Genomic DNA, 23,910 nt, shown 5'->3' with positions numbered 1-23,910 from the left:
AATTGATTATCAATATGTTATGTTTTAATGACAATAAGTTAACATTAATTAATCAATCGATTAATTAACTTTGTGCTGTAAAAATTATGGAAAAGGATAAATCAGATAAGAAGGATCACATACTCGACGTAGCTGAAAAAGTATTTTCAGATCTGGGGTATGACGCTGCTTCAACCCGTACCATATCAGGCGAAGCAGGGGTGAATATGGCCATGTTGAACTACTACTTTGGATCCAAAGAAGGATTGTTCCTGGCGGTATTCGAGCGTAAAATAGAAATGTTCCGCAGTATGTTACAGAACCTGGGTAACGATGCAAGCATGAATGCATGGGATAAACTGGATGCGTTTATTGAAGCATTTATTAATAAGGTAGTTGTAAACAGCTGTTTTGCCAAGCTAATTAACCGTGAGATGTCACTTAACCGCCGCGACGGATTGATGGATAAGATAGGCGACATACTGCTAACAAATGTGCTTGAAGTAAAGAAGATTATTGATGACGGAAAAGCAAGCGGGCAGTTCAGGCAGGAAGCCGATACCGAGATGGCGGTTGCAACAATTTTTGGCACAAAGAATTACATCACCAACACCTCATTGGTGGCATCAAAAATGTTAGGAAACGATGTAAATGACGCAGCCTATATGGAGAATGAATTAAAGCCCCGTATCAAAAAATATTTGAAAGAATTATTAAAAGCGTACTTACTAAAATAATGACAACATATAATAACACAACCAATCCGCACTTTTTACACCGGGAGCTGTCTATATACGCCCTGGTGGCTTTTCTTGTTGCTATGCTGCTTGCCTTTACGGCCAGCGCGCAGGAAAGGGTGATGACACTTGACGAAGCCATAAAACTTGGCGTTGAAAACAGCAAAGCATTAAAATTATCAAACACCCGCATTGAACGTGCCGTTGCCCAGTATAACCAGGCAAAAGACGAATCGCTGCCAACTGGTAGCGCAAGCTTTGGTTACAGCCGTGCACAAATCCCGGCTAACCGTTTAGAGTTTGGCGAAGAAAGTTTCTCTTTGCCAAAAAGTGCCAATGCTTATCTGGGCACTTTATCATTAAGCCAGGTAATTTTCGCAGGTAATAAACTAAAGTATGCCCGCGAATCAACCGAACTGCTTACGCAGATAGCTCGCCTGGACGAGGTGAACGATAAAGATCAGATCGTTTACAATATCATCAGCTCATATTATAACCTGTACAAAGTGTTACAGGGTCAAAAAGTAGTGCAGCAAAACATTGCCACTATTGATCAGCAAATTAAACAGTCGCAACGCTTTTTTGAGCAGGGTATTGTAACCAAAAATGATGTACTGCAATTCCAGTTGCAACGCTCGAACGTTGAGTTAAATGGCATCGACCTTGAAAACAACCGTAAGATTGTTAATTATAATTTGAACATACTTTTAGGATTACCTGAAACCACTCAGTTAAGAATTGAACAGGTAGCAGGCGCCGAGCAGCCAATGGGTATGCTGAACAGCTATATTGATACCGCGCTGGCGAACCGTCCCGAATTACAGCAGGCTGATTTGCAGGCGCAGGTGGCCGACAAGAACATCAGCAGTGTAAAAGCTAATACGCTTCCAAATCTTGCCGCTGCTGCAAGCGCTTACTATGTAGGTGTGGCTGCTAACCCGCTGCCAAAATCAGGTAGCTACATTACGCCAATATCTATTGGCTTAACTGCATCATGGAACTTTGGCGCGCTGTGGACAAATAAGCATAAAGTAGCTGAAGCCAAAATTCAGCGTACTGAAGCCGACATTAACAAAAGTATCACTGTCGACAGGATTAAGAACGAGGTGAACCAAAACTATCAAACCTACATTTCGGCGCTTGAGAAAATAAGGCTGCTGCAAACATCTATCGCGCAAGCGGGCGAAAACAATAAAATATTGGAATCAAAATACCGCAGCAACATTGCTTCGGCTGTTGACCGTGCAGATGCGCAGACATTGTTGTATCAGGCGCAGATCAACCTTGAACTTGCTAAAGCTGACGCCGGACTTGCATACTATACTTTATTAAAATCAACCGGAAAACTAAACAAGTAATAAACACACTCACTATATATTAAAATGGCACAGAATACAGAATCATCAGAACCAAAAAAGAAATCGAAAGTAATACCTATCATTTTAGGGGTTATCCTGCTTGCAGGTGTTATTTTCGGTATAAAAGAATACATTTATTATAGCGGTCATGAGGATACAGATAACGCTCAGATTGACGCGGATATTAGTCCGGTAGTAGCACGCGTAGGCGGTTATGTAGATAGCATTTTATTTGAAGAAAACACCCACGTTACCAAAGGCCAGCTGCTTGTTAAAATTGACGACCGTGACCTTAAGGTAAAAGTTGAACAGGCACAGGCCGCACAATCGGGCGCTACAGCGGGTATCGACGTTGGTCAGCAACAGATATACACTAACCAGGCTAATTCAGCTACTGCAAAAGCTAATGTAGCATCAGCTGCCGCAAAATTAGAGCAGGTACGTAAAGATTACGACCGTTATGCCAACCTGGTTAAGGACGGTTCAATCACCCGTCAGCAGTTTGATCAGGCTAAAACCGAATTACAGGTAGCACAAGCAAATTATCGTGCTGCACAGGATCAGTATAAAGCCGCTGTGGAGCAGGTAGGTACTACCCGCAGCCAGTTAAAGGTTACCAATACCGGCGTTACCCAACGTCAGGCTGATGTTGACTTTGCAAAACTGCAGTTAACTTATGCATCAATAAAAGCGCCTGCAAGTGGTATGGTTGCTAAAAAGAACGTACAGGTGGGCCAATTGGTACAGCCGGGACAAACCTTGTTTGCTATTGTTAACGATAACAGCCTGTATGTAACCGCCAACTTTAAAGAAACACAGCTGAACGACATTCGTAACGGGCAGCATGTAAAAATTGAGGTTGACGCTTATCCGGATTTAGAATTGGAAGGTTCAGTTTACAATTTTTCGCCTGCCACAGGTGCAAAATTTTCTCTGCTACCTCCGGATAATGCTACCGGTAACTTTGTGAAAGTAGTACAACGCATACCTGTTAAAATCAAAATAAACGGAACTCCAGAACAATTAGCGAAACTACGCCCCGGCATGAGCGTAGATGTTTCGGTAGATATAAAAAATTAAATAATGGCTGAGACTGGCTTTAAAAAATGGATAATTACCATCACGGTAATTATGGCATCGCTGCTTGAGCTTATTGATACCACTATTGTAAACGTATCGCTGCCTGACATTATGGGTAACCTTGGCGCTACGCTTGAGGATATTGCATGGGTGGTAACAGGCTATGCGGTAGCAAATGTTATTATATTGCCCATGTCGGGTTGGCTGGGTGATAAATTCGGCCGGAAGAATTATTTTTTGGCCTCAATAGTTGTGTTTACTATAGCATCATTTTTATGCGGTAATGCCACTACACTCGAAGAGCTTGTAGCTTTCAGGATTTTACAAGGCCTTGCCGGTGGTGGCTTGATATCCACTGCACAGGCTATATTGATAGAGACCTGGCCGCGCGAACAAATAGGTACGGCAACGGCTTTGTTTGGTCTTGGTGCCGTAGTTGGCCCTACTGTAGGCCCAACAATAGGTGGTTATATAACCAACCACTATGCATGGCCATGGATATTTTACGTTAATATTCCTGTAGGCGCGCTGGCATTCTTTCTTACTTACACATTTGTTAAAGAAACGCCCAAAATTACAGGCAAGCCTGTCGACTGGTGGGGGATATTACTGCTTGCTGTTTCGGTAGGCTCGCTGCAAACTATACTTGAAAAAGGTGAAAGCGAAGATTGGTTTGCTACTCCGTATATCACCGTGTTAACAGCAACAGCTATTATTGGTGCCATATTATTTGTATGGCGTGAATTAAATACTGATCACCCTGTGGTTAACTTTAGCATTCTACGACATCGAAGCTTCGCAGTGGGTATGTTTACCTCATTTATCTTGGGTTTCGGTTTATATGGGTCGGTATTCGTGTTCCCGGTATTTTGTCAGAACCTGTTGGGTTTTACCGCCCAACAAACCGGTGAGTTGTTGTTTCCTGGTGGTTTATGTACTATTATGATGATGCCTTTTATCGGGAAGATGCTGAATAGAGGTATACCTGCACAGTTTATGGCAACAGCCGGTATGTTCCTGTTCTTTGTGTTTACCTGGATGTTGAGCAATTCGACACTTGAAACCGGCGAGAGAGATGTGATGATACCATTGCTGATACGCGGTGTTGGTATGGCGCTTTTGTTTGTGCCTTTAACCACCCTGGCTATGGCCGATCTTAAGGGACCTGAAATAGGACAGGGTTCTGGTTTGAACAACATGATGCGCCAATTAGGTGGCTCATTTGGTATTGCGGCGTTAACTACATTAATACACGTTAGGCAGGGTTATCACCGAAATGAATTATTGACGAATATTAACGTTTATGATCCTGAACTGTTACAGCGTTTAAATATGTACACCCAAGCTTTTGTAGCCAAAGGCAAATCGATAATGGATGCCACACAAATGGCATACAGGGCAATTGAGGGTACGGTAGTTAAGCAAACATTGTTGTTAACTTATGATGACGCGTATTGGGTTTCAGGACTGATCATGTTGTTCTCGATACCGCTGCTTTACCTGCAGCCTTTCCGTAAGAACATGAAAGCGGTTACTGACGCGCATTAGCCCCCTAACCCCCTAAAGGGGAATAAGATTCATAATATTGATTTTAAAATAATGAACGCCGAATAATGAAGTAAAGATCAATTCATCATTCGGCGTTTAACATTCAGTGTTTGTAATTCCCCCTTCAGGGGGGTAGGGGGCAAACAAAAGCCGTTTCGATACTGAGTATGAAACGGCTTCCCCAAAAAATTAACAATTAAATTAATTTCCACCCCAGCAGCACAGTTCAAGAAATATATTATGAAACCGAGGTTTGTTTAATCTTGCTATAAAATTAATTTTTTTTGCACGATAAATACAAATTTAATTTTTGAACTTATAGTTCATAAAAAACGGCCTTTACAATATTGTAAAGGCCGTTTTTATTTAAAGCGCATATTATAGTAATTTTAAAAGATTACCTTACCGGTTGCAGTTACCAGCGAGGCGATGCGTACGGCATCAAAAATACGCTCTTCGGTAGTACCAAGTTTAATCAGCGAATCTTCGTGAGCATTAACGCACATCTCGCAACCGTTTACTGCCGATACAGCTAAGCTAAGCAGTTCAAAAAATTCTTTACCCGTTACAGGCTTCATCATTATCTGCATACGGATACGTGCAGGTATCTGGCCGTATTTTTCTTTTTGAGTAAAGTGCCTGAAACGATAAAACACGTTGTTTGATGCCAGCAATGAAGCGCAGCCAACAGCTTCAGCAATTTCTGCAGCAGTTGCGCCTTGCTCTTCAGCATAGCGGGTATAGTAATCGGTAAGTGGTTTATTTACGTTGTTTACAGCGATGCTTAAACCAACCAATGCGCACTCTTTAGCGCTTAAATGTTCTGATGTTAAGGTGCTGGTAAAGTTAAGTTTTAAATCGCGCAGGTAACGTGATTCGCCTTTTTCTAACAAAGTAAGGCTTTCGTTACGGTATGCGGCGTCAATACCTGCAAATTGCAGTATTTCGCCTATTATTTCGGTGCTTTCGCTCATGTTATTTAATTTTAAGGGTACAAAAAATCCCCGCACTATCCTAAATGTAAATGCGGGGATATATTATAAGATCAGTGTTATACAGTTAAAGTTTCCTGTCCTTTTTCCCAGTTGCAAGGGCAAAGTTCGTCAGTTTGTAAACCGTCAAGCACACGCAGTACTTCTTTTACGTTACGGCCAACGTTCAGGTCGTTTACTGATACCCAGCGAACGATACCGGTTGGATCGATAATGAAAGTAGCCCGATAAGCGATCTTTTCGTTTGGCTCTAAAATGCCCAGGTCTTCAGCCAGTGATTTAGAAGTATCAGCAAGCATTGGGAATTTAAGGTCACGAAGGTCATCATGGTGAGTTCTCCATGCAGCGTGAACAAACTCAGAGTCGGTTGAAGCACCGATCAGGCGGGTGTCACGGTCACGGAATTCTCCGTAGTTTTTGTTAAATTCAGCAATTTCAGTAGGGCAAACAAAAGTAAAATCTTTTGGCCACCAGAAAATAACTGTCCATACGTTATCGTCGTTAGTTAAAAAGTCTGAAGTGATAGTTTCAAACTCTTTACCTTTTTCAAGGCTAACAACAGCTGTTTTAGAAAATGAAGGGAATTTCTGTCCTATAGTGATCATAGTATAATTGTTTTTTTATTTGCTGCAAAGGTATCTAAAACTATACCACCAACCTAATTCGAATAATTTATGGGTTATAGTTTTTGTTTATAAAGTATTTTTGGAATATAATTATTTACTATCAGAATACATTGCCTTTGCAAGTACCGCTTCATTAAGGCGAACATACTCATCATCGTCTGATGACTTGGCCAAACCAACCCCTTCCTGCGCAGCAGTAATAGCTTCCTGCTTTCTTCCTAACTTAAGCAATACACGGGCTTTCCATAGCTTAAACCATGGTGCTTTTGGCTCAGCTTTTTCAGCTTCCTGTGCCCAGGCTAAGGCTTTATTTAAATCATGGTTATTTTCATAGTAATACTGAATGGCATTGAAGTATGGCTTTTTAGGACCTTTCATTAGCTGATCAATATTGGCTACAATCTGGGCGTCGTCATTAGTGCCCATTTTTATTGCTACCGCAGTATAGTCCCAAAGCAGGTAAAAATCGCAGGTTTTGGTTGTAACGTTTGCAAAAGCGATTGTAAATGTTTCGCGTTTTTCCTTCAGGTTGATTGACGGAACTTTAAAGCGGATAAAGTCGTCAGACTGCTTGTAGGTATAAGCACCCCATTGTTTTGGCGTATTGTTTAAAATAATAGTCCATTCTTTTTCACCGGGAATAGTGAACAATGCATATGTACCCGCCGGTACTTTGTTGCCCTCAACAGTGGTTTCTTCACTAAAAGTAATTGTTGTGGCCCAGTTAGCGCCGGTACGCCATACTTCTCCATATGGCTGTATGCCGCCAAAAATCTTGCGGTCGCGTACGTTAGGTCGCGAATAGGTTACAGTTATTTTTCCTAATCCGAAATCCTGAATAAGGGTTTGTGTTGAGCTGGCTTCGGGAATACGAGGTTGTTGTTGCTGGGCAAAGGTTTTGGTGTTAAAACACGCAATTAAAAAAAGCGCGAATAAATATACCCTGAAATTTTTCATGTGTGGTTATTGAGTTATAAAGTTGCTTTGTAAAGTAACCAGTAAACGCTGGAAAGGCGAAGTTAGGTATAACAAATGAAAAGTATATGAATGGGCAACCTGTAAAAATAAAAAGCCCCCCAGACTTGCTCCGGGGGACTTTCAACCTAAACCTTATCACAATTAAACCGGTAAGTTTACCAGTTCGTGTAATGTATTACAATATCCATACCAAAATTTTGAAATGCACCGAATTATTTATTAGACTCATCAGAAGACCGATATCTGTCCTGTTTTACGCCATGTGGTTGTTGATAGGACAAAATGGCATTTAAAACTGGTGTGATGATTTCCTGGTCTGACAAATCGCTATTAATAAAAGCAAGTACAAGCCGACCTGTTTGTGGAATAAATAACACGGGTTGGGAAGCTAAAATTGAAGTGTCAATAATTTTGTACAGGTGTACAGATAATTATACCGCTTTAACTGCCTTCTTACGGCGAAGCCATGCATCAGAAAGATATAATCCAAGCACTACATCAAAAAATAAGAAAATTTCAAATGCAGGTCCTGAAAATAATCCGGCGGTATCAGGCATTTTATATTCGGGCAGCTTAAAGTTAACTGCTTGCCCGGCCGACCAATCAACCTGACTAAGCGCAAAGATTATCAAAGCAACAATCGACATTATAAAGAATGCGGCTATACCCTTAAATATGCGGGTATCAATTGTTGTTTTAAGCGGTTTAAGCGCAACTTCGGCACGTATCTGCTCCATCACATTATAGGTGAAAGCCATAGGTGGCTCGTCAAGCTCCATTGCCGAAAACTCGGCATTAAGCGCAAGAAGCTCCTTATACTTACGGCGGTATATCTCATCACGCTCAATAAGCAAGCTGATGGCCTGCTGCTCGTCGGCGTTGCAGTTGCCATCAATATAATTCCAAAGTTTTTCTTCTATGCTGCTCATATCAGTTCTTTTGCTTCATGTTTTAAACTGCGCTCCAGCTTTTCTTTTAAACGCTGGCGCGCCCTGAATAGTTTAACCTTCACGGTATTCGCCTCAATACCCAGCGCTTGTGCAATCTCGTCTAACGACTGTTCGCCTTTATAAAACAAAGTTATAATTGTGGCGTCGTCGGGCAATAGCTGCTCAATTGCCTTGTTCAGGTAGTACGACCGTGATTTGTTTTCCACATTATCGGCGTCATACCCCGAAGGCTTATTTTCAATTTGTATAAAGGTCGCTTCGTCGTCTATCGAGTCGGTATCCAATCGTTTCTTTCGCAAATGGGTCATGGCCGTGGTATAAACTATACTGTACAGCCACGTGCTGAATTTCGACTGCGCCTGATATCCTGACAACGACCTGTACGCTTTTACAAAACAATCCTGCGCAACTTCTTCAGCATCCTCCCGGCTTTTGGTAAAGCGCAGCGCCAGCGTAAATATAAAACGCTGATGCCGCCGCACCAGATCGGCATAGGCCGACTGGTTACCCGCCAGGGTTTGCTCAATTAATTCGATATCCGTAAGCTTGCTCTGCATGTATTAACAATAGCTATGACGCCGGGCGGATAATTCAGGTTACAGTGTTTTTAAAAATAATGAATATTAATAGACGGGTATAACGCATCCCTGATTTGTTTGGGATATACATGTCTGTCTGCCTGCTTAGTAAATGTAATTTTAAAATTTTTTCAAATCAGGTGTAACCTCATTAAAAAACATGTGGTCATAGCCTACAAATACACCGCATTTACGGTGCTTTTGAAACAAAATTTATCAACTTTATAAAATAGAATTATGGATCCTTCATTAGGCGTAACACTGGTATTTTTAGGTTTTCTGGCCCTTATATTTGGCGCAGTTTACCTGCGTAACAAAGAAAGAATGGCAATGATTGAGCGTGGCATGGACCCGCGCGGCGGCCAAAAGCCAACTCCGTCACCTTATGTATATCTTAAATGGGCAATGCTTTTAATAGGTTCGGGTGTCGGCTTATTGTTTGCAAGCGTTTTTACCCGTACTATATTGGTAGGCAACGAAGCCGAAAACACCGGCATCTACTTCGCGTTGATATTTATTTTTGGTGGTATCGGTTTGCTGATATCACACCTGATAGAGAAAAAAGAGCTGCACAAATTGGATTAATTGCATGGTTTGGGTACATGCTTGCCGCCTGCTAAGCAGGCGGCTTTTTTATTTCAGATTATATCTATCGCGAAGTATATTAAGATGATGGCGCTCATGCCCGGCTGTGGCATAAACCAAAGCGCGTACTGAAATTTCATACCCGCTGGCAATTCCTGTACGTAGCGACTGTTCGTCGCTTATCGACCTGAACATATACAAATTGGCATCACGCAGTATTTTAAACTCGTCTGCTATATCCTGTATGTTGCGGGTGTTGTAGGTACTGTAATACATATACACTTCCTGGTCGAAACCCGGCAGGTCCTGCTGCTCGCGCGAAAAAACAAAGGCACGAAATGCAAACACACGTTCGGTATCAATCATGTGGCCAAGTACTTCTTTCAACGTCCATTTACCTTCAGCGTACGCAAAAGCAGCTTGCTGTTCGGTAAGCTGATGAAAAAGACTGTAGGTATAATCGCGCTGCTGCTCAAGCACCGATATGATATTTTCATCATCATTTATCAGGCTGATGTAATTAGCCGGTAATGGCCCGTATTCGTTAGGCTGTGGTTTGCTGATCATTTGTTATAGCTTTTAATATAATTCTGAAAGTAGTGCCTTTACCTACTTCTGAGTCTTTCACAAAAATGTGTCCGTTATGGTAGTTTTCTACCATACGCTTGGTAAGGGAAAGGCCTAATCCCCAACCGCGTTTCCGCGTTGTATAACCGGGCTGAAAAACGGTGTCAAATTTCGAGCGTGGTATTCCTTTGCCGGTATCACTTACATCAATAAACACCTGCTTTTTGCTTTCGCCAATCTCAATCCTGATGATACCTTTCCCTTCAATGGCGTTCACTGCATTTTTAAGCAGGTTTTCCAGCACCCAGTCAAATAATGGGATATTCAAACCAGCTTTTACAACTTTATTGCCGCCCATTTCAAAAGTAATACGGTCGCTTACGCGCACACTGAAATAATCGAGAAAATCTTTTACCACATCGTAAACTACATGATGGTCAAGTATGGGGCGTGAACCAATCTTTGAAAATCTGTCGGCCACAATCTCAAGCCTCTTTACATCATTTTCCATTTCGGCTATCAGCGGGTCTTTCTCTGCATTAAACTTTTCTTTCATCAACTCTATCCATGCCATAAGCGAGGATATTGGCGTTCCCAGTTGGTGTGCAGTTTCTTTTGCAAGGCCCACCCAAACCTGGTTTTGCTCTGATTTTCGTGACGAACTGAAAGCTGTATAAGCCGTTAACAGAAATATAGCAATAACGGAAAGCTGTATGTAAGGGAAGTATTTTAATTGCGTTAACAGCGCCGAATCTTTATAATATACCAGCCATTGCGAACCAAGTACAGTAAGTCTTATAGGCTGGTGCTGTTCCTTCATTTCATTAAGCTCGCTACGAAAATAAGCAGTGTCATATTTGATGTTCTTATTTTCTTCAGCCTCAAGCTTAATAAAGGTTTTAGTGGTATCAAGGCCTTTTTTGTACTTAAACTCACCTTTATCATCAACTACCAAAGCCGGTACTGTCAGGCTATCGCGTACCGCGAAAACATAATTCAGGAAATCATTATCATCTGAAGCGAAAACCTGTTTCATGCTAAGCGCCCAAACTTGAGCCCGGGTACGCTCACTATCTGCAATATTTTTCACCAGGTATTTGGTGTATAGTAACGACCCGCTGGCAATCACCACCGCGAAGGCAAGTAAAAAGTATTTCCAACGGCGTTTCTGTTGATACGGGTTCATATAAGGTGTCCAAAGTACGTATTTTGACATGAAAGGCAAAGAGATTAAAGAAGTAGCAGTGGCGGGAGCAGTTGCAGTATATTTAGATATATAATTAAAGGGAGTAAAGTCTTTGAGACTAAGGTTTATTCATGTCTTGTTTTAAGTAAGCTAACTGCAACTTCTTAATCGCCACTAAATCAAAGCCGCGTCATTTAAAACCGCTCACTTAATCAACTGTTCACTAAATCACTCTTTAAATTTATCTTTGCGCGCTATGGCTGATAAAAAAGTGAGGGTGCGTTTTGCGCCGAGTCCAACAGGTGGACTGCATTTAGGCGGTGTACGTACGGTTTTGTTTAACTACCTGTTTGCAAAAAAACACGGCGGCGATTTCGTGCTGCGTATCGAGGATACCGACCAGAACCGCTATGTTGAAGGTGCTGAGCAATATATTTTGGATTGCTTAAACTGGTGCGGACTGATACCGGATGAAAGTCCGGTAGTAGGTGGACACTTTGCGCCATATCGCCAAAGCGAACGCAAGGCTATCTATCGCGAATACGCCGAAAAACTGGTTGCCCAGGGGCATGCCTACTATGCTTTTGATACACCTGAAGAGCTGGAGCAAAAACGTAAGGATGTTCCTAACTTTCAGTATGGGCATGGGCACAGGTACGATATGCGCAATTCGCTTAATTTGCCGCTGCACGAAGTAGAAGAACTGCTGCATGACGGTACGCCGCACGTTATCCGCATAAAAATGCCTGAAGATGACAGCATCAGCTTTCATGATATGATACGCGGTTATGTAAGCTTTGAAACCAACCAGGTTGACGATAAGGTTCTGCTAAAGGCCGACGGTATGCCAACCTATCACTTAGCCGTAGTGGTTGACGATTATTTAATGAAGATAACCCACGCTTTCAGGGGTGAAGAGTGGTTGCCATCGGCCCCTGTGCACCTGCTGTTATGGGAGTATCTGGGTTGGAAGGATGAGATGCCGCAATGGGCGCATCTTCCGCTGATATTGAAACCTGATGGGCATGGCAAACTAAGTAAACGCGACGGCGCACGCCTTGGCTTCCCTGTTTATGCCATGAACTGGACCGACCCAAAAACCGGCGAGCTAACACCGGGGTTCCGCGAACTGGGCTTTTTGCCCGAAGCATTTTTGAACCTGCTGGCCATGCTTGGCTGGAATGATGGTACCGACCAGGAAATTTTTACACTTGACGAACTGGTTGAGCGCTTTAGCCTGGAAAGGGTGAGCAAAGCCGGAGCGAAATTCGATTTTGAAAAAGCTAAATGGTTCAACGCCGAATGGATAAAAAAATTAAGCGCTGAAGATCTGAAAGATAAAGTAGCTACCCTATTTACCGAAAAGGGAATTTCAGTTGATAACGACGAAAAGTTTTTAACGGTAATCGGTTTAATAAAAGACCGCTGTGTGTTGCTTGCAGATTTTTACACACAGGGCGCTTACTTTTTTGAACAGCCGAAAGAGTACGATCTTAACGCCGTAAAACCTAAATGGACAGACGCCAAAACAGCGTTTTTTAATGAGGTTTCAGAAAAATTCTCAGCAAACGAAACCTGGGAAGCGCATGACCTTGAGGCTCAATTCAAAGCATTTACCGAAGAAAAAGGCTTTAAAATTGGTGATGTAATGCTGCCATTCCGAATTATGTTAGTTGGTGGCAAGTTTGGTCCGCATGTGTTTGATATTGCCGCTTTGCTGGGTAAGGATGAAACTATAAAGAGGATTGAGAAGGCGTTGAAAGAGTTTAATGGGTAATTACTCCAACCGTCATGCTGACTTGTTTCAGCATCCCTCATGCTATATAAATTATTCACTTAATAGCGATGGGTTTAAAACCTATCGCTATTTGTTATAAAATAAAATAACTTTAAAGTTTTAGAGTTTACTTGATTAGAATTTAGAACTTTATAACAATATGATTCTTCAGGCCGAGCACCTTGTAAAAAAATATAAGCAACGTACCGTTGTTAACGATGTTTCATTTAACGTAGCGCAAGGCGAAATTGTGGGTTTGCTTGGGCCGAACGGTGCCGGTAAAACCACATCGTTCTACATGATTGTAGGGCTGATAAAACCAAATGAAGGCCGTATAGTTCTCGATGACAAGGAAATAACCGGCGACCCGATGTACCGTCGTGCTCAAAAAGGCATTGGTTACCTGGCGCAGGAAGCATCTGTATTTCGCAAGCTTTCTGTTGAAGATAATATTAAAGCCGTGTTGGAGATGGGCCCTATGAGCAAAGAGGCACAGCGCGATAAACTGGAAGAACTTATCGACGAGTTTAGTCTGCATAAAGTACGTAAAAACCGTGGCGACCTGCTGTCGGGTGGTGAGCGCCGCCGTACTGAAATTGCCCGTGCGCTTGCCGCCGAACCTAATTTTATACTGCTTGATGAACCCTTTGCCGGCGTTGACCCAATTGCTGTTGAAGAGATACAGGCAATGGTGTATAAACTGAAACACCGCAACATCGGTATCCTGATTACAGACCATAATGTACAGGAAACGCTGTCAATTACCGATCGGGCTTACCTGCTTTTTGAAGGAAAAATCCTTGAATCGGGCGTGCCTGAAGTATTGGCTGAAAATGAAATGGTAAGAAAAGTGTATCTTGGTGCGAACTTTGTGCTTAAGCGCAAAAGTTTTGCTTTATAAACCAAGACTCAATACATGACCCTTATAAATTCTGTTGTTTCCTGGTTCATGAAAAAGCGCATTCACCAGATTGAGCTTTTTATGAAGTACCCTAACGAGGTGCAGGAAGAGTGGTTTGAAAACCTGATTATGGGTGCCGAAAATACCGAATGGGGTAGGCTGCATCATTATAAAAGCATTGAAAATCTTGACCAGTACCGCGAACGTGTACCTATACAAAATTATGATTCGCTGAAGCCGTATATTGAGCGCATGCTTAAAGGTGAGCAAAATATCCTTTGGCCTTCTGAAATACGCTGGTTTGCAAAGTCGTCCGGTACTACAAGTGACCGTAGCAAGTTTATTCCGGTAAGCGAGGAAGCATTAGAGGAATGTCACTTTAAAGGGGGTAAAGATGCGCTTACTATATATTTCAATAACCGCCCTAATGCGCAACTGTTCACCGGTAAATCATTAACCATTGGTGGCAGTAGTCAAATAAGCCAACTTAGCCCGGATACTTCTTTTGGTGACCTGTCGGCAGTGATTATGAAAAACCTGCCTTTCTGGGCTGAGTTTCATCGCACGCCCGATTTGGAAACCACCCTTCTTGAAAACTTTGAAGAAAAAATTGAAAAAATAGCCCGTATAACCCGTGATGTTAATGTAACCGGCATAGGCGGCGTACCTACCTGGAACATTGTACTGTTTAACCGCATACTTGAAATCACCGGTAAAAGCAACCTGCTGGAAATATGGCCGAACCTTGAGTTTTGTTTCCATGGCGGGGTGAGTTTTACACCATATCGCGAACAGTTCAAAAAGTTTATTCCTACAGATAACATGTATTATCTGGAAAACTACAACGCGTCTGAAGGGTATTTTGGCATACAGGACAGGGAAGAACCCGGCGAAATGCTGCTGATGCTCGATTATGGCATCTTTTATGAATTTTTACCGGTAGAGAATTTGCATGACGATAATCCTAAAACACTAACGCTTGATGAGGTGGAATTAGGCAAAAATTATGCGCTTATCATCAGCACCAATGCCGGCCTGTGGCGATATATGATAGGTGATACTATTCGTTTTACTTCGCTGTCGCCATATCGTATACAAATTACAGGGCGTACTAAACATTACATTAACGCTGTTGGCGAAGAAGTGATTATTGACAATGCCGAACAAGCGCTTGAAGAAGCCTGTAAGCATACCGGCGCCGTAATACGTGATTACACAGCCGCACCCATTTATTTCAATAATAATAAAAGCGGTGCGCACGAATGGCTGATAGAGTTTGTAAAAGCCCCGGGCGAGTTTGAGCGTTTTGTAGATATATTGGACGAAACGCTGCGTAAAATAAACTCGGATTACGATGCCAAGCGTTTTAAAGACATGGCCCTGCGTCGTCCTTTAGTAAGGCGTGCACCCGAAGACACATTCTTTAACTGGCTGAAAGAAAAAGGCAAGCTTGGCGGGCAAAACAAAGTGCCCCGTCTGGCTAACGATCGTGAGTATATGGATGCTATTTTAAAAGTGATTGAGCCGGTAAAAAGTTAAACTTACATCGCCATATGATGCCCGGGGCGAGGGTCTTCGGGTAGTATCTCCATTTCCGGTGATCCGCAATAATCGGCATACCATTGTATGGCGCCAACTACGTCAAGTGCATCTTCGGCGTTGATATCAATGGTTTCAAACAAATACAGTTTGCTTTCTATATAACCATATAGCTGTATTTCATTATTATCAGGCACATAATTGTCATTGTTAAGGCAGATTACCCTAACCTTAAGGTTGGTATCCCTTGAGTGGATAATATCCCTGCAAGGGTCATTAGGGTCGGTAGCTAACAAATACACATTGTGATCCATAATATTCTGTTAACAACAGTTATGCAGTATGGTTTCGGAATTTTCAACGAACATTACACTGATAAAGTTTCCTGGAGCATCTCAGCAGAAATCAGCAACCCATCAATAATATACCTGGCCTGCATGTAATATCCTTCGCGGGCTGCTAATCTTTCGGTAATAAAATCAACCAGTTCGTCACCTTTTTTGCCTTGTAGTACCGGGCGCTCTGTTTTGCTGTTTTCAAGCCGGTGGGCTAAAGTTTTAGGCGAATGTTTAATGTACAGTGTTTTGCCATTGGTGTTCATCCACGCCATATTGTCGAAAAAACAAGGCAACCCACCGCCGGTTGACACAATGGTGTTCTCAGCATATGGCGTTGTTTTCAAAATATCTGATTCCAGTTTACGAAACGCCTCCTCGCCAAACGACGAAAAATATTCAGCAATGCTCATACCTGCTTTTTCTTCAAGCGCATGGTCCAGATCAATAAAAGCGGAGTTGGTATGTGCAGCAAGTTTTTTGCCCCAGGTGGTTTTGCCGCAGCCCATAAAGCCTATCAAAAATACCAGTCCTAATCCCTTTTTTTCTGTGTCGATGTCGCTCATGTGTTGTTATCAGAAAGCTTTTACCCGTGGATCTACCCAAGCATACAGGATATCCGTCAGGATATTGATCAGCACAAAAATAAACGCTATAAATAATATTGAGCCCATTATGACTGGAAAATCTGACATTTCGAGCGCGTCAACCGTAGCCTTGCCTAAGCCATTGTAACCGAATACATACTCTACAAAAAACGACCCGGCAAGCAGTGAAGCAAACCAGTTAGCTATAGCGGTAATTACAGGGTTCAGCGCATTCTTTAATGCATGGCGATAGATAATAGCATTTTTACTTAGCCCTTTTGCTTTGGCTGTGCGAATGTAATCTTGCCCGAGCACATCAAGCATAGCATTTCTCGTAAGCTGTACAATAATAGCCAGCGGCCTCAGGCCAAGAGTAATTGCGGGTAATATTAAATTTTTTAAAGTAAGCACTTCTCCTTTAAACGGATCATAATTATACAAACCGCCCGACATGTTCAGCCCGGTATACTTGTTCAATACAAAGCCAAACAGCCAGGCTATAATAATGCCTGCGAAAAATGAAGGTGCAGATATGCCAAGTGTTGATAAGCTGACACACAGCCTGTCAATCCAGGTGTTTTGATTCACCGCACACAACACCCCTAAAAATATCCCCAGCACTATAGCCAGCAGCATAGCCGCTGTAGCCAGTATCAACGTATTGGGTAATACATTAATTAACATGGCTGAAACATCTTGACGGGTTTGATAAGAGCGGCGAAGGTAAGGCCATTTCAAGACCAATACATTATTGCCCCAAACCGGAATAAGCTTAACATAGCCGTAACGCTGTTGCTCGGCAGTACTGTTTACATGCACGCCAACCGGAGAAAGATCATTAATATAGTAAATAAACTGTACAGGAACGGGTTTATCAAGCCCAAACTCCTTACGCACAGCTTCCAGCGATTGTACATCAGCGCGCTGACCCTGAGTCATTCGCGCTGGGTCGACAGGTAATATATTGAATAGAAAAAATACCACCACTACAATACCCAGCATTACTGCCAAGGCATAGCCGGCTTTGCGGATGATGTAGCGTATCATAATTAATGCTGAAAATATTGTTTTACCAACTCGTCATACGTCGGCATATTGTGATAATGCCATTTGTTTATAACGGTACCATTTTTAAGTAGCATTACTCCCGGATTTGCACGAACCATACTCTTCAGAGGTACCGCATCTGCAAAAAAGGTCTCGAGGTAAACAAGCTTATGTGCCGAGGTAAATTTCATTACATCCTGTGCTGAGTTTGAAGTAAGCAGCACAGTACGCGCGTTATAATTTTCAGCCAGATTCAAGGCCAATGTATTTAGCTTGATCATAGCATCAACGTCAGTTTCTTTAAGGTTGTATGCTACAATCACCACATTATAAAAAGGGTTTGATAGAAGTTCCTGCGTATAGTCGTTACCCTGCATATCATTTATATTCAAGTCGACTATTTTAGGCGTAAATCCTTTTTTAACCAGGCGACTTTCCGGATCGCCTACTACTTCCCAGTTATTGTCTTTCCAGATGCCAGTTTTCATGTACTCCTTGTCGGTCATCACCTTCGTTTCGCCGGTCTTTTTATTTTTCAGATTGTAGGTCTGCTCATACTCATCAGGCTTGGCACCGGGTGGCACTTTCATCGATTCAGGAATGTTTGCGCCTATCTTATATGGCAGAAAATCAATCACCGGTAAAAAGTTGTATGTGTATAAGCCAGCGCCTATGGCTAAAACGGTTGCTATGCCAATGGCAATGTCACCGCCTTTTTTAGTGAATACAGGTCTGATTTTGTTTCTGTTGAAGAACAACACCAGGGTAAGCAGTAACAATACAAGATCTTTACTAAACGACTGCCAGGGTGTAAGCGGAATAGCGTCGCCAAAGCAGCCGCAGGTTTGTACCACTTTAAAATAAGCTGAGTAAAAAGTAAGGAAGGCGAAAAATATGATCAGCAGCAGCAAGCCCCAAACTACGGTTTTAGCGCGCGCGCCTATTAGCAAGGCAAAACCCAATATCATTTCCAGCGCACAAAGTATAATGGCTATGGCAACGGCAAGGCTATCCAAAAAAGTAATATGAAATACCTCGAAATATTCTATCAGTTTGTACGAAAAGCCAAGCGGGTCATTTGCTTTTATAAGGCCCGAAAAAATGAACAACAGGCCTACAAATATCCGGCAAAGCCAAACCAGTGCGTTTTTCATTTTACTCCTAATTTTATCAGTGCGAACACCGAATAGTTCAGCATATCCTGGTAGTTGGCTTTTACTCCTTCAGATGCCAGCGTTTCACCTTTATTGTCCTCTATTTGTTTAACCCGCAGCAATTTCATTAATATCAGATCGGTTAACGAGCTGATGCGCATATCGCGCCAGGCTTCACCATAATCATGGTTTTTGGCAAACATCAGGTCACGGGTCTCGTTCACTTTTTGGTCGAACAATACACTCACCTCTTCAGCAGGCAGGTCGGTAGGCGTATCAGGTGCGCAGTCAAGCTGCATCATGGCAATAACGCAATAATTTACAATGCCAATGTATTCGCCGGTAATATCTTCGCCAACCTTTGAAACCTTTTTTTCTTCAAGCGTGCGGATGCGCTGCGCTTTGATGAATATCTGGTCGGTAATGCTTTCAATACGCAAAATGCGCCAGGCGGTACCGTAATCACGGGTCTTTTTTATAAAAAGATTTTTGCAGACATTAATTACTGCATTGTATTCTTCTGCGGTGTTCACCAGCTTGTCGGTACGATAGGTAAATGATGGAGAGCAGAGTGACCGTTTTTCTCTTTTTGCGCCTAAAAGGTAGTCCACCAACAGCACACTAAGTGCTATTGCAAATATATAAAGTAACTTTACATCCACTAATTCAAGAATGACAGCAAAAACATTTTTTCAGAAAAAGACAAGCCTAAACGCGGGGGGGAAACTCATTGACTTAAGTACCCCAAAGGTAATGGGCATTATTAACCTTACACCCGATTCTTTCTATACCGACAGCCGTAAGCCTGCCGTTGACGATGCGCTTCAACAGGCTGAAAAAATGCTGATTGATGGTGCTACTTTCCTTGATTTGGGTGCTTATTCTTCACGCCCTGGAGCTGATGATATCAGCATGCAGGAAGAAACCGATCGTTTATTGCCTGCTGTTGAGGCTATAGCCAATGCATTTCCCGAAGCGATTTTGTCTATTGATACCTTCCGGGCAAGCGTAGCCGAAAACGCTATTAGCGCAGGAGCGCATATTATCAACGATATCTCAGGCGGGCAACTTGATGAAAACATGTTTACTACTGTGGCGCGTTTACAGGTGCCTTATATCCTTATGCATATGAAAGGCAATCCACAAACGATGAACAAGCTTGCCGAATATGATGATGTTTTTAATGAAGTGCTTGACTATTTCGTCGCAAAATATCACCAGCTAAAACAGCTGGGCGTACATGATGTGATTATTGATCCTGGTTTTGGCTTTGCTAAAAAAGCTGAGCATAGTTATACACTGATGAACAGGCTGCAGGATTTTGATATACTTGAATTGCCGGTATTAGTTGGCGTATCGCGCAAGCGAATGATATATGGCTTGCTTGACATCAAACCTGAAGACGCCTTGAATGCCACCACCGCATTAAATACTATTGCTTTATTTAAAGGAGCAAATATTTTGCGTGTGCACGATGTAAAAGAAGCGGTTGAAGCGGTTAAGATATGGCAAGCCTGTAATGCCTGATGTTAATAACAGTTCTCCGGTATTTCAAATACAAATGTCGATCCCTTGCCAATTTCGCTTTCTACCCACAAGCGACCTTTATGGCGGTCTATAATCTCGTGGCAGATATATAGTCCGATACCAAGACCAGACATGTGTGCCGCCAAATTTTCTACCCGGTAAAACCTTGAGAAAATGCGTTCGTGCTGCTGTTTCTCAATACCGATACCAAAATCCTGCACCGAAACGCGAATCTTCTCATTTGCCTTTTCAGCCTTGATGATCACCTTATTGGCTCCGGGCGAATACTTTACGGCGTTTGATATCAGGTTGATGATCACCTGTTCGATACGCTGCTGATCGGCAGTAACCAATATGTTATCGGCAGTATGCAGTTCAATATGATGCGAAGGATATGTTGACTGCATCATTTCGGTAACGTCCCTTAGCAGTAATGATGCGTCGAAGCCTGTAAACGAAAAAGGCAGTTTACCTGTTTGTATTTTTGAAACGTCCAGCAAATCGGATATCAATGCCGACAGTTTATTTACCTGCTGCAGCGTTTTTGTGATGAACGATTTGTTACGGTCGCCATCACTCATGTGTTTGTTTATTAGCTGCAGGTAACCGCTTATACTGGTTATTGGCGTTTTTAGCTCGTGACTGGCAAGGCCTATAAATTCATCTTTTTTTGCATTTAACACCTGTATTTCTTCATATAAACGGGCATTATCAAGTGCGGCTGCAGCCTGTGATGCTACACCGGCAATAAGTTCTTCATGCTCGGCAGTAAATACGCCAGATTCAGGATGCCCGAAAAATAACCCACCTATTACGCTGCCTGATTTTGATGATACCGGAACAGCCAGGTAGCTTACTACAGGTAAATGCCCTTTAGGCATGCCATAGTGAGGAGCACTTTTGCCGTATTTAGGATCTTTAGTAATGTCATCAACACGCACAATCTTTTCCCCGCTAAATGTTGAGTGAAAAATAGCCGTATTTCTTGGCATGCCAAACTTGTCGAATGCTTCGCGTGGAGCGCCGGAAAGCGAATACAGCATGTATGATTCACCTTGCGAATTCATTTCATTATAAAAGAAAGCTCCGAAAGCAGCGCCTGTTAACTGGGTTGTGGCCTCGGTAACCTTGTCAAGAATACTTTTTATATCAAGGCTTTCAGAAACCATTTTGCCAACCGAATTTAATATCTCGAGGTTATCGGCATATTGCTGTAGCTGCGATTCGGCGTTTTTTTGCTTGCTGATATCTCTTGCTATTTTTGATGCGCCAATGATATTTCCTTTGCTGTCGAGAACGGGCGAAACAGATAATGAAATGGGTATGCGAGTGCCGTTTTTTGCTACCCGTATGGTTTCAAAGTGGTCAACCCGGTTGCCTTTTGAAATATTACCTATAATAATATCCTCTTCATGCAACCGCTCAGGCGGAATAAGCAATGAAATATGTTTTCCCAGCGCCTCTTCTCTTGTATAACCGAACATACGCTCGGCCGCCTTGTTCCAGCTGGTTATAATACCATTAAGCGTTTTACTGATAATGGTATCGTCAGATGTATCCACAATGGCCGCAAGTGTGGCCCTGTTTTCATCGGCAATCAGTTTGTCAGATATACTGCGGGCTATTTTTGACGCGCCCACTACCTGTCCGCGGTTGTTGCGTATAGGCGAAACGGTGAGCGATATCTGTATCTCATGTCCGTTCTTATGTACGCGTATGGTTTCGAAGTGATCAACCTTTTTATTGTTGCTTACACTACTGATGATATGCTTTTCTTCATCAAGGCGTTCGGTTGGTATAAGCGTGGTAATTGGTTTGCCTATTATTTCTTCTTCAGTATAGCCAAAAAGTTTCTCGGCGGCATGGTTCCAGCTCGTAATTGTTCCATCAAGGGTTTTGCTGATAATGGCGTCGTCAGATGATTCAATGATTGCTGCAAGCATAGCCTGTCTTGTTTCAAGCTGCTTTTGTTCGGTAATATCAATTATAGTATTGCTTGCACCCGTAAGCTTTCCATCAGCATTAAAAAAAGGAGTCACGTATATTGATACTTCGCGTAAACTGCTGTCAGACAATTGCAGTGTAAGTTCAAGCCCTTCAATCGGTTCTCCGCTTTCCAGCGCTGTAACTAAAAGATGGTTTAAATCTATTACGTCGCCACCCGGAATGGGTGATATTTTAAGCAGATCATACCAAACATCTGTGCCTGTAGCCGGATCCTTTGTAAAATATTGCCTTGCTTGTTGGTTGAAGTAAGTTATACGGCCATAGCTGTCGCATAAGCATATTGCCACATGTCCGGTCGCGTCGGCTGCGTTTGTAATACCGGCTGGCTTGGTAGTGCTTTCTTCAGATTTTATAACAGGATCAAGAGGCAATTCGGACATATAGTATCAGTAAACCAGTAACCATTTGGTAGCATTTTAGTTTTCCAGTTAATAAAAAGGGATGATCAATAGTATTAGTATTCAAATATAGCTATATGTTTTATATCTCCTATGCTTTAACAGCGGTGTGTAAATGTAAATAATAGGATATATACTAAACTAAAAGTATAACTAAATATTATCGGCAATCTTTATATTATGCCTCTTGCGGGTAAAAATAATTTCTTATTGCTTAAATAGTTTAAAATTTATAAAACTTACAACATGTAATGGTGTTGAATAATTATTGTGAATTTAAAATTTTAATAGATACTTAATTTATTTTATGAAAGCAGCAGTTTTTCACAAACCCGGCGATATCACCGTTGATACGGTTGACGATCCAAGGATTGAAGACCCGGGAGACGTTATCTTAAGAGTTACCTCAACCGCTATCTGCGGATCAGACCTGCATATCCTCAGCGGAGGGGTGCCGCAGGCAAGTGATATGATTATGGGTCATGAGTTTATGGGCATTGTAGAGGAAGTAGGAGCAAACGTTAAAAATCTTAAAAAAGGCGACCGTGTGGTAGTGCCGTTTCCTATAGCATGCGGGCATTGCTTTTTCTGCACGCATGGCGCTTCGCCCGCTTGTGAAAATTCAAACTATAAACACTATGGGCCTGATGGCGATTTGGCCGATAAAAAAGGTGCGGCGCTGTTTGGTTATACTGACTTGTATGGCGGTTACTCGGGCGGACAGGCTGAGTATGTACGCGTGCCTTATGCCGATATAAGCCCGAGGGTAGTACCTGATCATATGACCGATGAGCAGGTGCTTTTTCTGACAGATATCTTTCCTACGGGATGGTCGGCTATTGACTGGGCGCAGCTTAAAGGCGGCGAAACTGTAGCTATATTCGGTTCAGGGCCGGTTGGCCTGATGGCGCAAAAGGCCGCCTGGCTAAACGGTGCAGGCCGTGTTATCGCTATTGATGTGCTTGATTATCGCCTCGAAAAAGCAAAAGCCGTTAACAAAGTAGAAACGCTTAATCCGCACAAGGTGGATGTGGTAGAGGCAATACGCGAAATGACTGCCGGCCGTGGCGCTGACGTATGTGTTGACGCGGTGGGTTTTGAACCTGAAAGAGGAATAATGGACCGTGTTAAATCGGCGGTAAACTTTGAAGTAGGCAGTATGAAAGTGCTTGACATGTGCTTCAAAGCAGTGCGCCGCAACGGTACAGTTACTATTATGGGTGTATATGGTTCGCCGTATGATAACTTCCCGATGCACAGGATTTTTGATAAGGGATTAACCATTCGTCAGGGCCAGGCGCCTGTATTGAATTATATCGATCATTTAATTGACCTGGTGCGTGATGGAAAAGTTGTGCTTGATGATATCATTACGCATACCCTGCCTCTAAGTGAAGCCTCGAAGGGATATGAAATATTCCAGAAAAAGAAAGACGACTGCGTTAAAGTGGTGCTAAAACCGGGAGCATAAAAA

General features: G+C 42.4%; 23 protein-coding genes. 10 read left to right on the top strand and 13 right to left on the bottom strand.

The window, feature by feature from the left end:
- Window positions 1-86: 86 nt before the first annotated feature.
- Genes EOD41_RS12995 through EOD41_RS12980 form a run of 4 tightly spaced genes read left to right on the top strand, consistent with a single transcriptional unit; the run spans window position 87 to window position 4,702 of the window.
- Window positions 87-716 carry a TetR/AcrR family transcriptional regulator gene (locus tag EOD41_RS12995; protein ID WP_127705569.1) on the top strand — a complete coding sequence of 210 codons (630 nt, stop codon included), beginning with the start codon at window positions 87-89 and terminating at the stop codon, window positions 714-716.
- The gene (locus tag EOD41_RS12990) at window positions 716-2,074 is read left to right on the top strand and encodes a TolC family protein (RefSeq protein WP_127705567.1); all 1,359 of its coding nucleotides are present in this window, start codon (window positions 716-718) and stop codon (window positions 2,072-2,074) included. The genes EOD41_RS12995 and EOD41_RS12990 overlap by 1 nt, the downstream gene beginning before the upstream one ends.
- A 24-nt stretch (window positions 2,075-2,098) precedes the next feature.
- Window positions 2,099-3,154, top strand: a complete 1,056-nt coding sequence (locus EOD41_RS12985; RefSeq protein ID WP_127705565.1) for an HlyD family secretion protein — start codon at window positions 2,099-2,101, stop codon at window positions 3,152-3,154.
- A gap of 3 nt (window positions 3,155-3,157) precedes the next feature.
- Window positions 3,158-4,702, top strand: a complete 1,545-nt coding sequence (locus EOD41_RS12980; RefSeq protein ID WP_127705563.1) for a DHA2 family efflux MFS transporter permease subunit — start codon at window positions 3,158-3,160, stop codon at window positions 4,700-4,702.
- A gap of 389 nt (window positions 4,703-5,091) precedes the next feature.
- Here the strand turns inward: EOD41_RS12980 and EOD41_RS12975 are convergent, their stop codons facing one another.
- The 5 genes from EOD41_RS12975 to EOD41_RS12955 form a co-directional block, all read right to left on the bottom strand.
- Complete coding sequence (locus tag EOD41_RS12975) at window positions 5,092-5,676, bottom strand: carboxymuconolactone decarboxylase family protein (RefSeq protein ID WP_127705561.1); 585 nt, start codon at window positions 5,674-5,676, stop codon at window positions 5,092-5,094.
- Window positions 5,677-5,753: 77 nt separating this feature from the next.
- Window positions 5,754-6,299 (bottom strand): peroxiredoxin, encoded by a 546-nt coding sequence (locus tag EOD41_RS12970; RefSeq protein ID WP_127705559.1) that lies wholly within the window; start codon window positions 6,297-6,299, stop codon window positions 5,754-5,756.
- A gap of 111 nt (window positions 6,300-6,410) precedes the next feature.
- Window positions 6,411-7,277: a DUF2911 domain-containing protein gene (locus tag EOD41_RS12965; protein WP_127705557.1), complete on the bottom strand. Its 867-nt coding sequence runs from the start codon at window positions 7,275-7,277 to the stop codon at window positions 6,411-6,413.
- Window positions 7,278-7,729: 452 nt separating this feature from the next.
- On the bottom strand, window positions 7,730-8,227 hold the full coding sequence (locus tag EOD41_RS12960) for a hypothetical protein (protein WP_127705555.1): 498 nt from the start codon (window positions 8,225-8,227) through the stop codon (window positions 7,730-7,732).
- Window positions 8,224-8,805: an RNA polymerase sigma factor gene (locus EOD41_RS12955; RefSeq protein ID WP_127705553.1), complete on the bottom strand. Its 582-nt coding sequence runs from the start codon at window positions 8,803-8,805 to the stop codon at window positions 8,224-8,226. The genes EOD41_RS12960 and EOD41_RS12955 overlap by 4 nt, the downstream gene beginning before the upstream one ends.
- Window positions 8,806-9,063: 258 nt before the next feature.
- On the opposite strand from EOD41_RS12955, the gene EOD41_RS12950 reads away from it, so the two are divergent.
- Window positions 9,064-9,411 carry a DUF6249 domain-containing protein gene (locus EOD41_RS12950; RefSeq protein ID WP_127705551.1) on the top strand — a complete coding sequence of 116 codons (348 nt, stop codon included), beginning with the start codon at window positions 9,064-9,066 and terminating at the stop codon, window positions 9,409-9,411.
- 48 nt (window positions 9,412-9,459) lie between these two features.
- Here EOD41_RS12950 and EOD41_RS12945 read toward each other — a convergent pair whose 3' ends face one another.
- Window positions 9,460-9,978, bottom strand: a complete 519-nt coding sequence (locus tag EOD41_RS12945; RefSeq protein WP_127705549.1) for a DinB family protein — start codon at window positions 9,976-9,978, stop codon at window positions 9,460-9,462.
- Window positions 9,956-11,164, bottom strand: a complete 1,209-nt coding sequence (locus EOD41_RS12940; RefSeq protein WP_127705755.1) for a sensor histidine kinase — start codon at window positions 11,162-11,164, stop codon at window positions 9,956-9,958. Before EOD41_RS12940 ends, EOD41_RS12945 begins: the two co-directional genes overlap by 23 nt.
- 256 nt (window positions 11,165-11,420) lie before the next feature.
- Here EOD41_RS12940 and gltX point away from each other — a divergent pair, with 256 nt between their 5' ends.
- From gltX to EOD41_RS12925, 3 genes are all read left to right on the top strand, one after another.
- Window positions 11,421-12,941, top strand: coding sequence for a glutamate--tRNA ligase (gene gltX / locus EOD41_RS12935; protein WP_127705547.1), 1,521 nt, complete (start codon window positions 11,421-11,423; stop codon window positions 12,939-12,941).
- A 160-nt stretch (window positions 12,942-13,101) separates the two neighbouring features.
- Window positions 13,102-13,842 carry an LPS export ABC transporter ATP-binding protein gene (gene lptB / locus EOD41_RS12930; RefSeq protein ID WP_127705545.1) on the top strand — a complete coding sequence of 247 codons (741 nt, stop codon included), beginning with the start codon at window positions 13,102-13,104 and terminating at the stop codon, window positions 13,840-13,842.
- Between the two features lie 15 nt (window positions 13,843-13,857).
- Complete coding sequence (locus EOD41_RS12925; RefSeq protein ID WP_127705543.1) at window positions 13,858-15,381, top strand: GH3 auxin-responsive promoter family protein; 1,524 nt, start codon at window positions 13,858-13,860, stop codon at window positions 15,379-15,381.
- Between the two features lie 2 nt (window positions 15,382-15,383).
- Here the strand turns inward: EOD41_RS12925 and EOD41_RS12920 are convergent, their stop codons facing one another.
- From EOD41_RS12920 to EOD41_RS12900, 5 genes are read right to left on the bottom strand one after another with little or no spacing between them, the layout of a single operon-like run.
- Complete coding sequence (locus EOD41_RS12920; protein ID WP_127705541.1) at window positions 15,384-15,695, bottom strand: hypothetical protein; 312 nt, start codon at window positions 15,693-15,695, stop codon at window positions 15,384-15,386.
- A 53-nt stretch (window positions 15,696-15,748) separates the two neighbouring features.
- A complete protein-coding gene (locus EOD41_RS12915) occupies window positions 15,749-16,282 on the bottom strand; it encodes a shikimate kinase (RefSeq protein WP_127705539.1) in 534 nt (177 codons plus the stop codon).
- Window positions 16,283-16,291: 9 nt separating this feature from the next.
- Window positions 16,292-17,350, bottom strand: a complete 1,059-nt coding sequence (locus EOD41_RS12910; protein WP_127705537.1) for an ABC transporter permease — start codon at window positions 17,348-17,350, stop codon at window positions 16,292-16,294.
- A gap of 2 nt (window positions 17,351-17,352) precedes the next feature.
- The gene (locus EOD41_RS12905; protein WP_127705535.1) at window positions 17,353-18,504 is read right to left on the bottom strand and encodes a BT_3928 family protein; all 1,152 of its coding nucleotides are present in this window, start codon (window positions 18,502-18,504) and stop codon (window positions 17,353-17,355) included.
- Window positions 18,501-19,037, bottom strand: a complete 537-nt coding sequence (locus EOD41_RS12900; protein ID WP_127705753.1) for a DUF1599 domain-containing protein — start codon at window positions 19,035-19,037, stop codon at window positions 18,501-18,503. The genes EOD41_RS12905 and EOD41_RS12900 overlap by 4 nt, the downstream gene beginning before the upstream one ends.
- 139 nt (window positions 19,038-19,176) lie before the next feature.
- On the opposite strand from EOD41_RS12900, the gene folP reads away from it, so the two are divergent.
- Window positions 19,177-20,031: a dihydropteroate synthase gene (gene folP / locus EOD41_RS12895; RefSeq protein ID WP_127705533.1), complete on the top strand. Its 855-nt coding sequence runs from the start codon at window positions 19,177-19,179 to the stop codon at window positions 20,029-20,031.
- A gap of 2 nt (window positions 20,032-20,033) precedes the next feature.
- On the opposite strand, the gene EOD41_RS12890 is transcribed toward folP, so the two are convergent.
- Complete coding sequence (locus EOD41_RS12890; RefSeq protein WP_127705531.1) at window positions 20,034-22,418, bottom strand: PAS domain S-box protein; 2,385 nt, start codon at window positions 22,416-22,418, stop codon at window positions 20,034-20,036.
- Between the two features lie 325 nt (window positions 22,419-22,743).
- Between EOD41_RS12890 and EOD41_RS12885 the strand changes: the two genes are divergently transcribed.
- Window positions 22,744-23,907, top strand: coding sequence for a zinc-dependent alcohol dehydrogenase (locus EOD41_RS12885; RefSeq protein ID WP_127705529.1), 1,164 nt, complete (start codon window positions 22,744-22,746; stop codon window positions 23,905-23,907).
- Window positions 23,908-23,910: the final 3 nt, after the last annotated feature.

It is taken from the genome of Mucilaginibacter limnophilus (genome assembly GCF_004005815.1).
In the GTDB taxonomy this organism is placed as follows: Bacteria; Bacteroidota; Bacteroidia; order Sphingobacteriales; family Sphingobacteriaceae; genus Mucilaginibacter; species Mucilaginibacter limnophilus.
Note: the sequence above shows the minus strand (reverse complement) of the source record. Positions and strands in the feature narration are given on the sequence as shown.

Coding starts and splice junctions, on each gene's coding strand:
- EOD41_RS12995 (WP_127705569.1), top strand. CDS start 87: ATGGAAAAGGATAAATCAGATAAGAAGGATCACATACTCGACGTAGCT.
- EOD41_RS12990 (WP_127705567.1), top strand. CDS start 716: ATGACAACATATAATAACACAACCAATCCGCACTTTTTACACCGGGAG.
- EOD41_RS12985 (WP_127705565.1), top strand. CDS start 2,099: ATGGCACAGAATACAGAATCATCAGAACCAAAAAAGAAATCGAAAGTA.
- EOD41_RS12980 (WP_127705563.1), top strand. CDS start 3,158: ATGGCTGAGACTGGCTTTAAAAAATGGATAATTACCATCACGGTAATT.
- EOD41_RS12975 (WP_127705561.1), bottom strand. CDS start 5,676: ATGAGCGAAAGCACCGAAATAATAGGCGAAATACTGCAATTTGCAGGT.
- EOD41_RS12970 (WP_127705559.1), bottom strand. CDS start 6,299: ATGATCACTATAGGACAGAAATTCCCTTCATTTTCTAAAACAGCTGTT.
- EOD41_RS12965 (WP_127705557.1), bottom strand. CDS start 7,277: ATGAAAAATTTCAGGGTATATTTATTCGCGCTTTTTTTAATTGCGTGT.
- EOD41_RS12960 (WP_127705555.1), bottom strand. CDS start 8,227: ATGAGCAGCATAGAAGAAAAACTTTGGAATTATATTGATGGCAACTGC.
- EOD41_RS12955 (WP_127705553.1), bottom strand. CDS start 8,805: ATGCAGAGCAAGCTTACGGATATCGAATTAATTGAGCAAACCCTGGCG.
- EOD41_RS12950 (WP_127705551.1), top strand. CDS start 9,064: ATGGATCCTTCATTAGGCGTAACACTGGTATTTTTAGGTTTTCTGGCC.
- EOD41_RS12945 (WP_127705549.1), bottom strand. CDS start 9,978: ATGATCAGCAAACCACAGCCTAACGAATACGGGCCATTACCGGCTAAT.
- EOD41_RS12940 (WP_127705755.1), bottom strand. CDS start 11,164: ATGAACCCGTATCAACAGAAACGCCGTTGGAAATACTTTTTACTTGCC.
- gltX (WP_127705547.1), top strand. CDS start 11,421: ATGGCTGATAAAAAAGTGAGGGTGCGTTTTGCGCCGAGTCCAACAGGT.
- lptB (WP_127705545.1), top strand. CDS start 13,102: ATGATTCTTCAGGCCGAGCACCTTGTAAAAAAATATAAGCAACGTACC.
- EOD41_RS12925 (WP_127705543.1), top strand. CDS start 13,858: ATGACCCTTATAAATTCTGTTGTTTCCTGGTTCATGAAAAAGCGCATT.
- EOD41_RS12920 (WP_127705541.1), bottom strand. CDS start 15,695: ATGGATCACAATGTGTATTTGTTAGCTACCGACCCTAATGACCCTTGC.
- EOD41_RS12915 (WP_127705539.1), bottom strand. CDS start 16,282: ATGAGCGACATCGACACAGAAAAAAAGGGATTAGGACTGGTATTTTTG.
- EOD41_RS12910 (WP_127705537.1), bottom strand. CDS start 17,350: ATGATACGCTACATCATCCGCAAAGCCGGCTATGCCTTGGCAGTAATG.
- EOD41_RS12905 (WP_127705535.1), bottom strand. CDS start 18,504: ATGAAAAACGCACTGGTTTGGCTTTGCCGGATATTTGTAGGCCTGTTG.
- folP (WP_127705533.1), top strand. CDS start 19,177: ATGACAGCAAAAACATTTTTTCAGAAAAAGACAAGCCTAAACGCGGGG.
- EOD41_RS12890 (WP_127705531.1), bottom strand. CDS start 22,418: ATGTCCGAATTGCCTCTTGATCCTGTTATAAAATCTGAAGAAAGCACT.
- EOD41_RS12885 (WP_127705529.1), top strand. CDS start 22,744: ATGAAAGCAGCAGTTTTTCACAAACCCGGCGATATCACCGTTGATACG.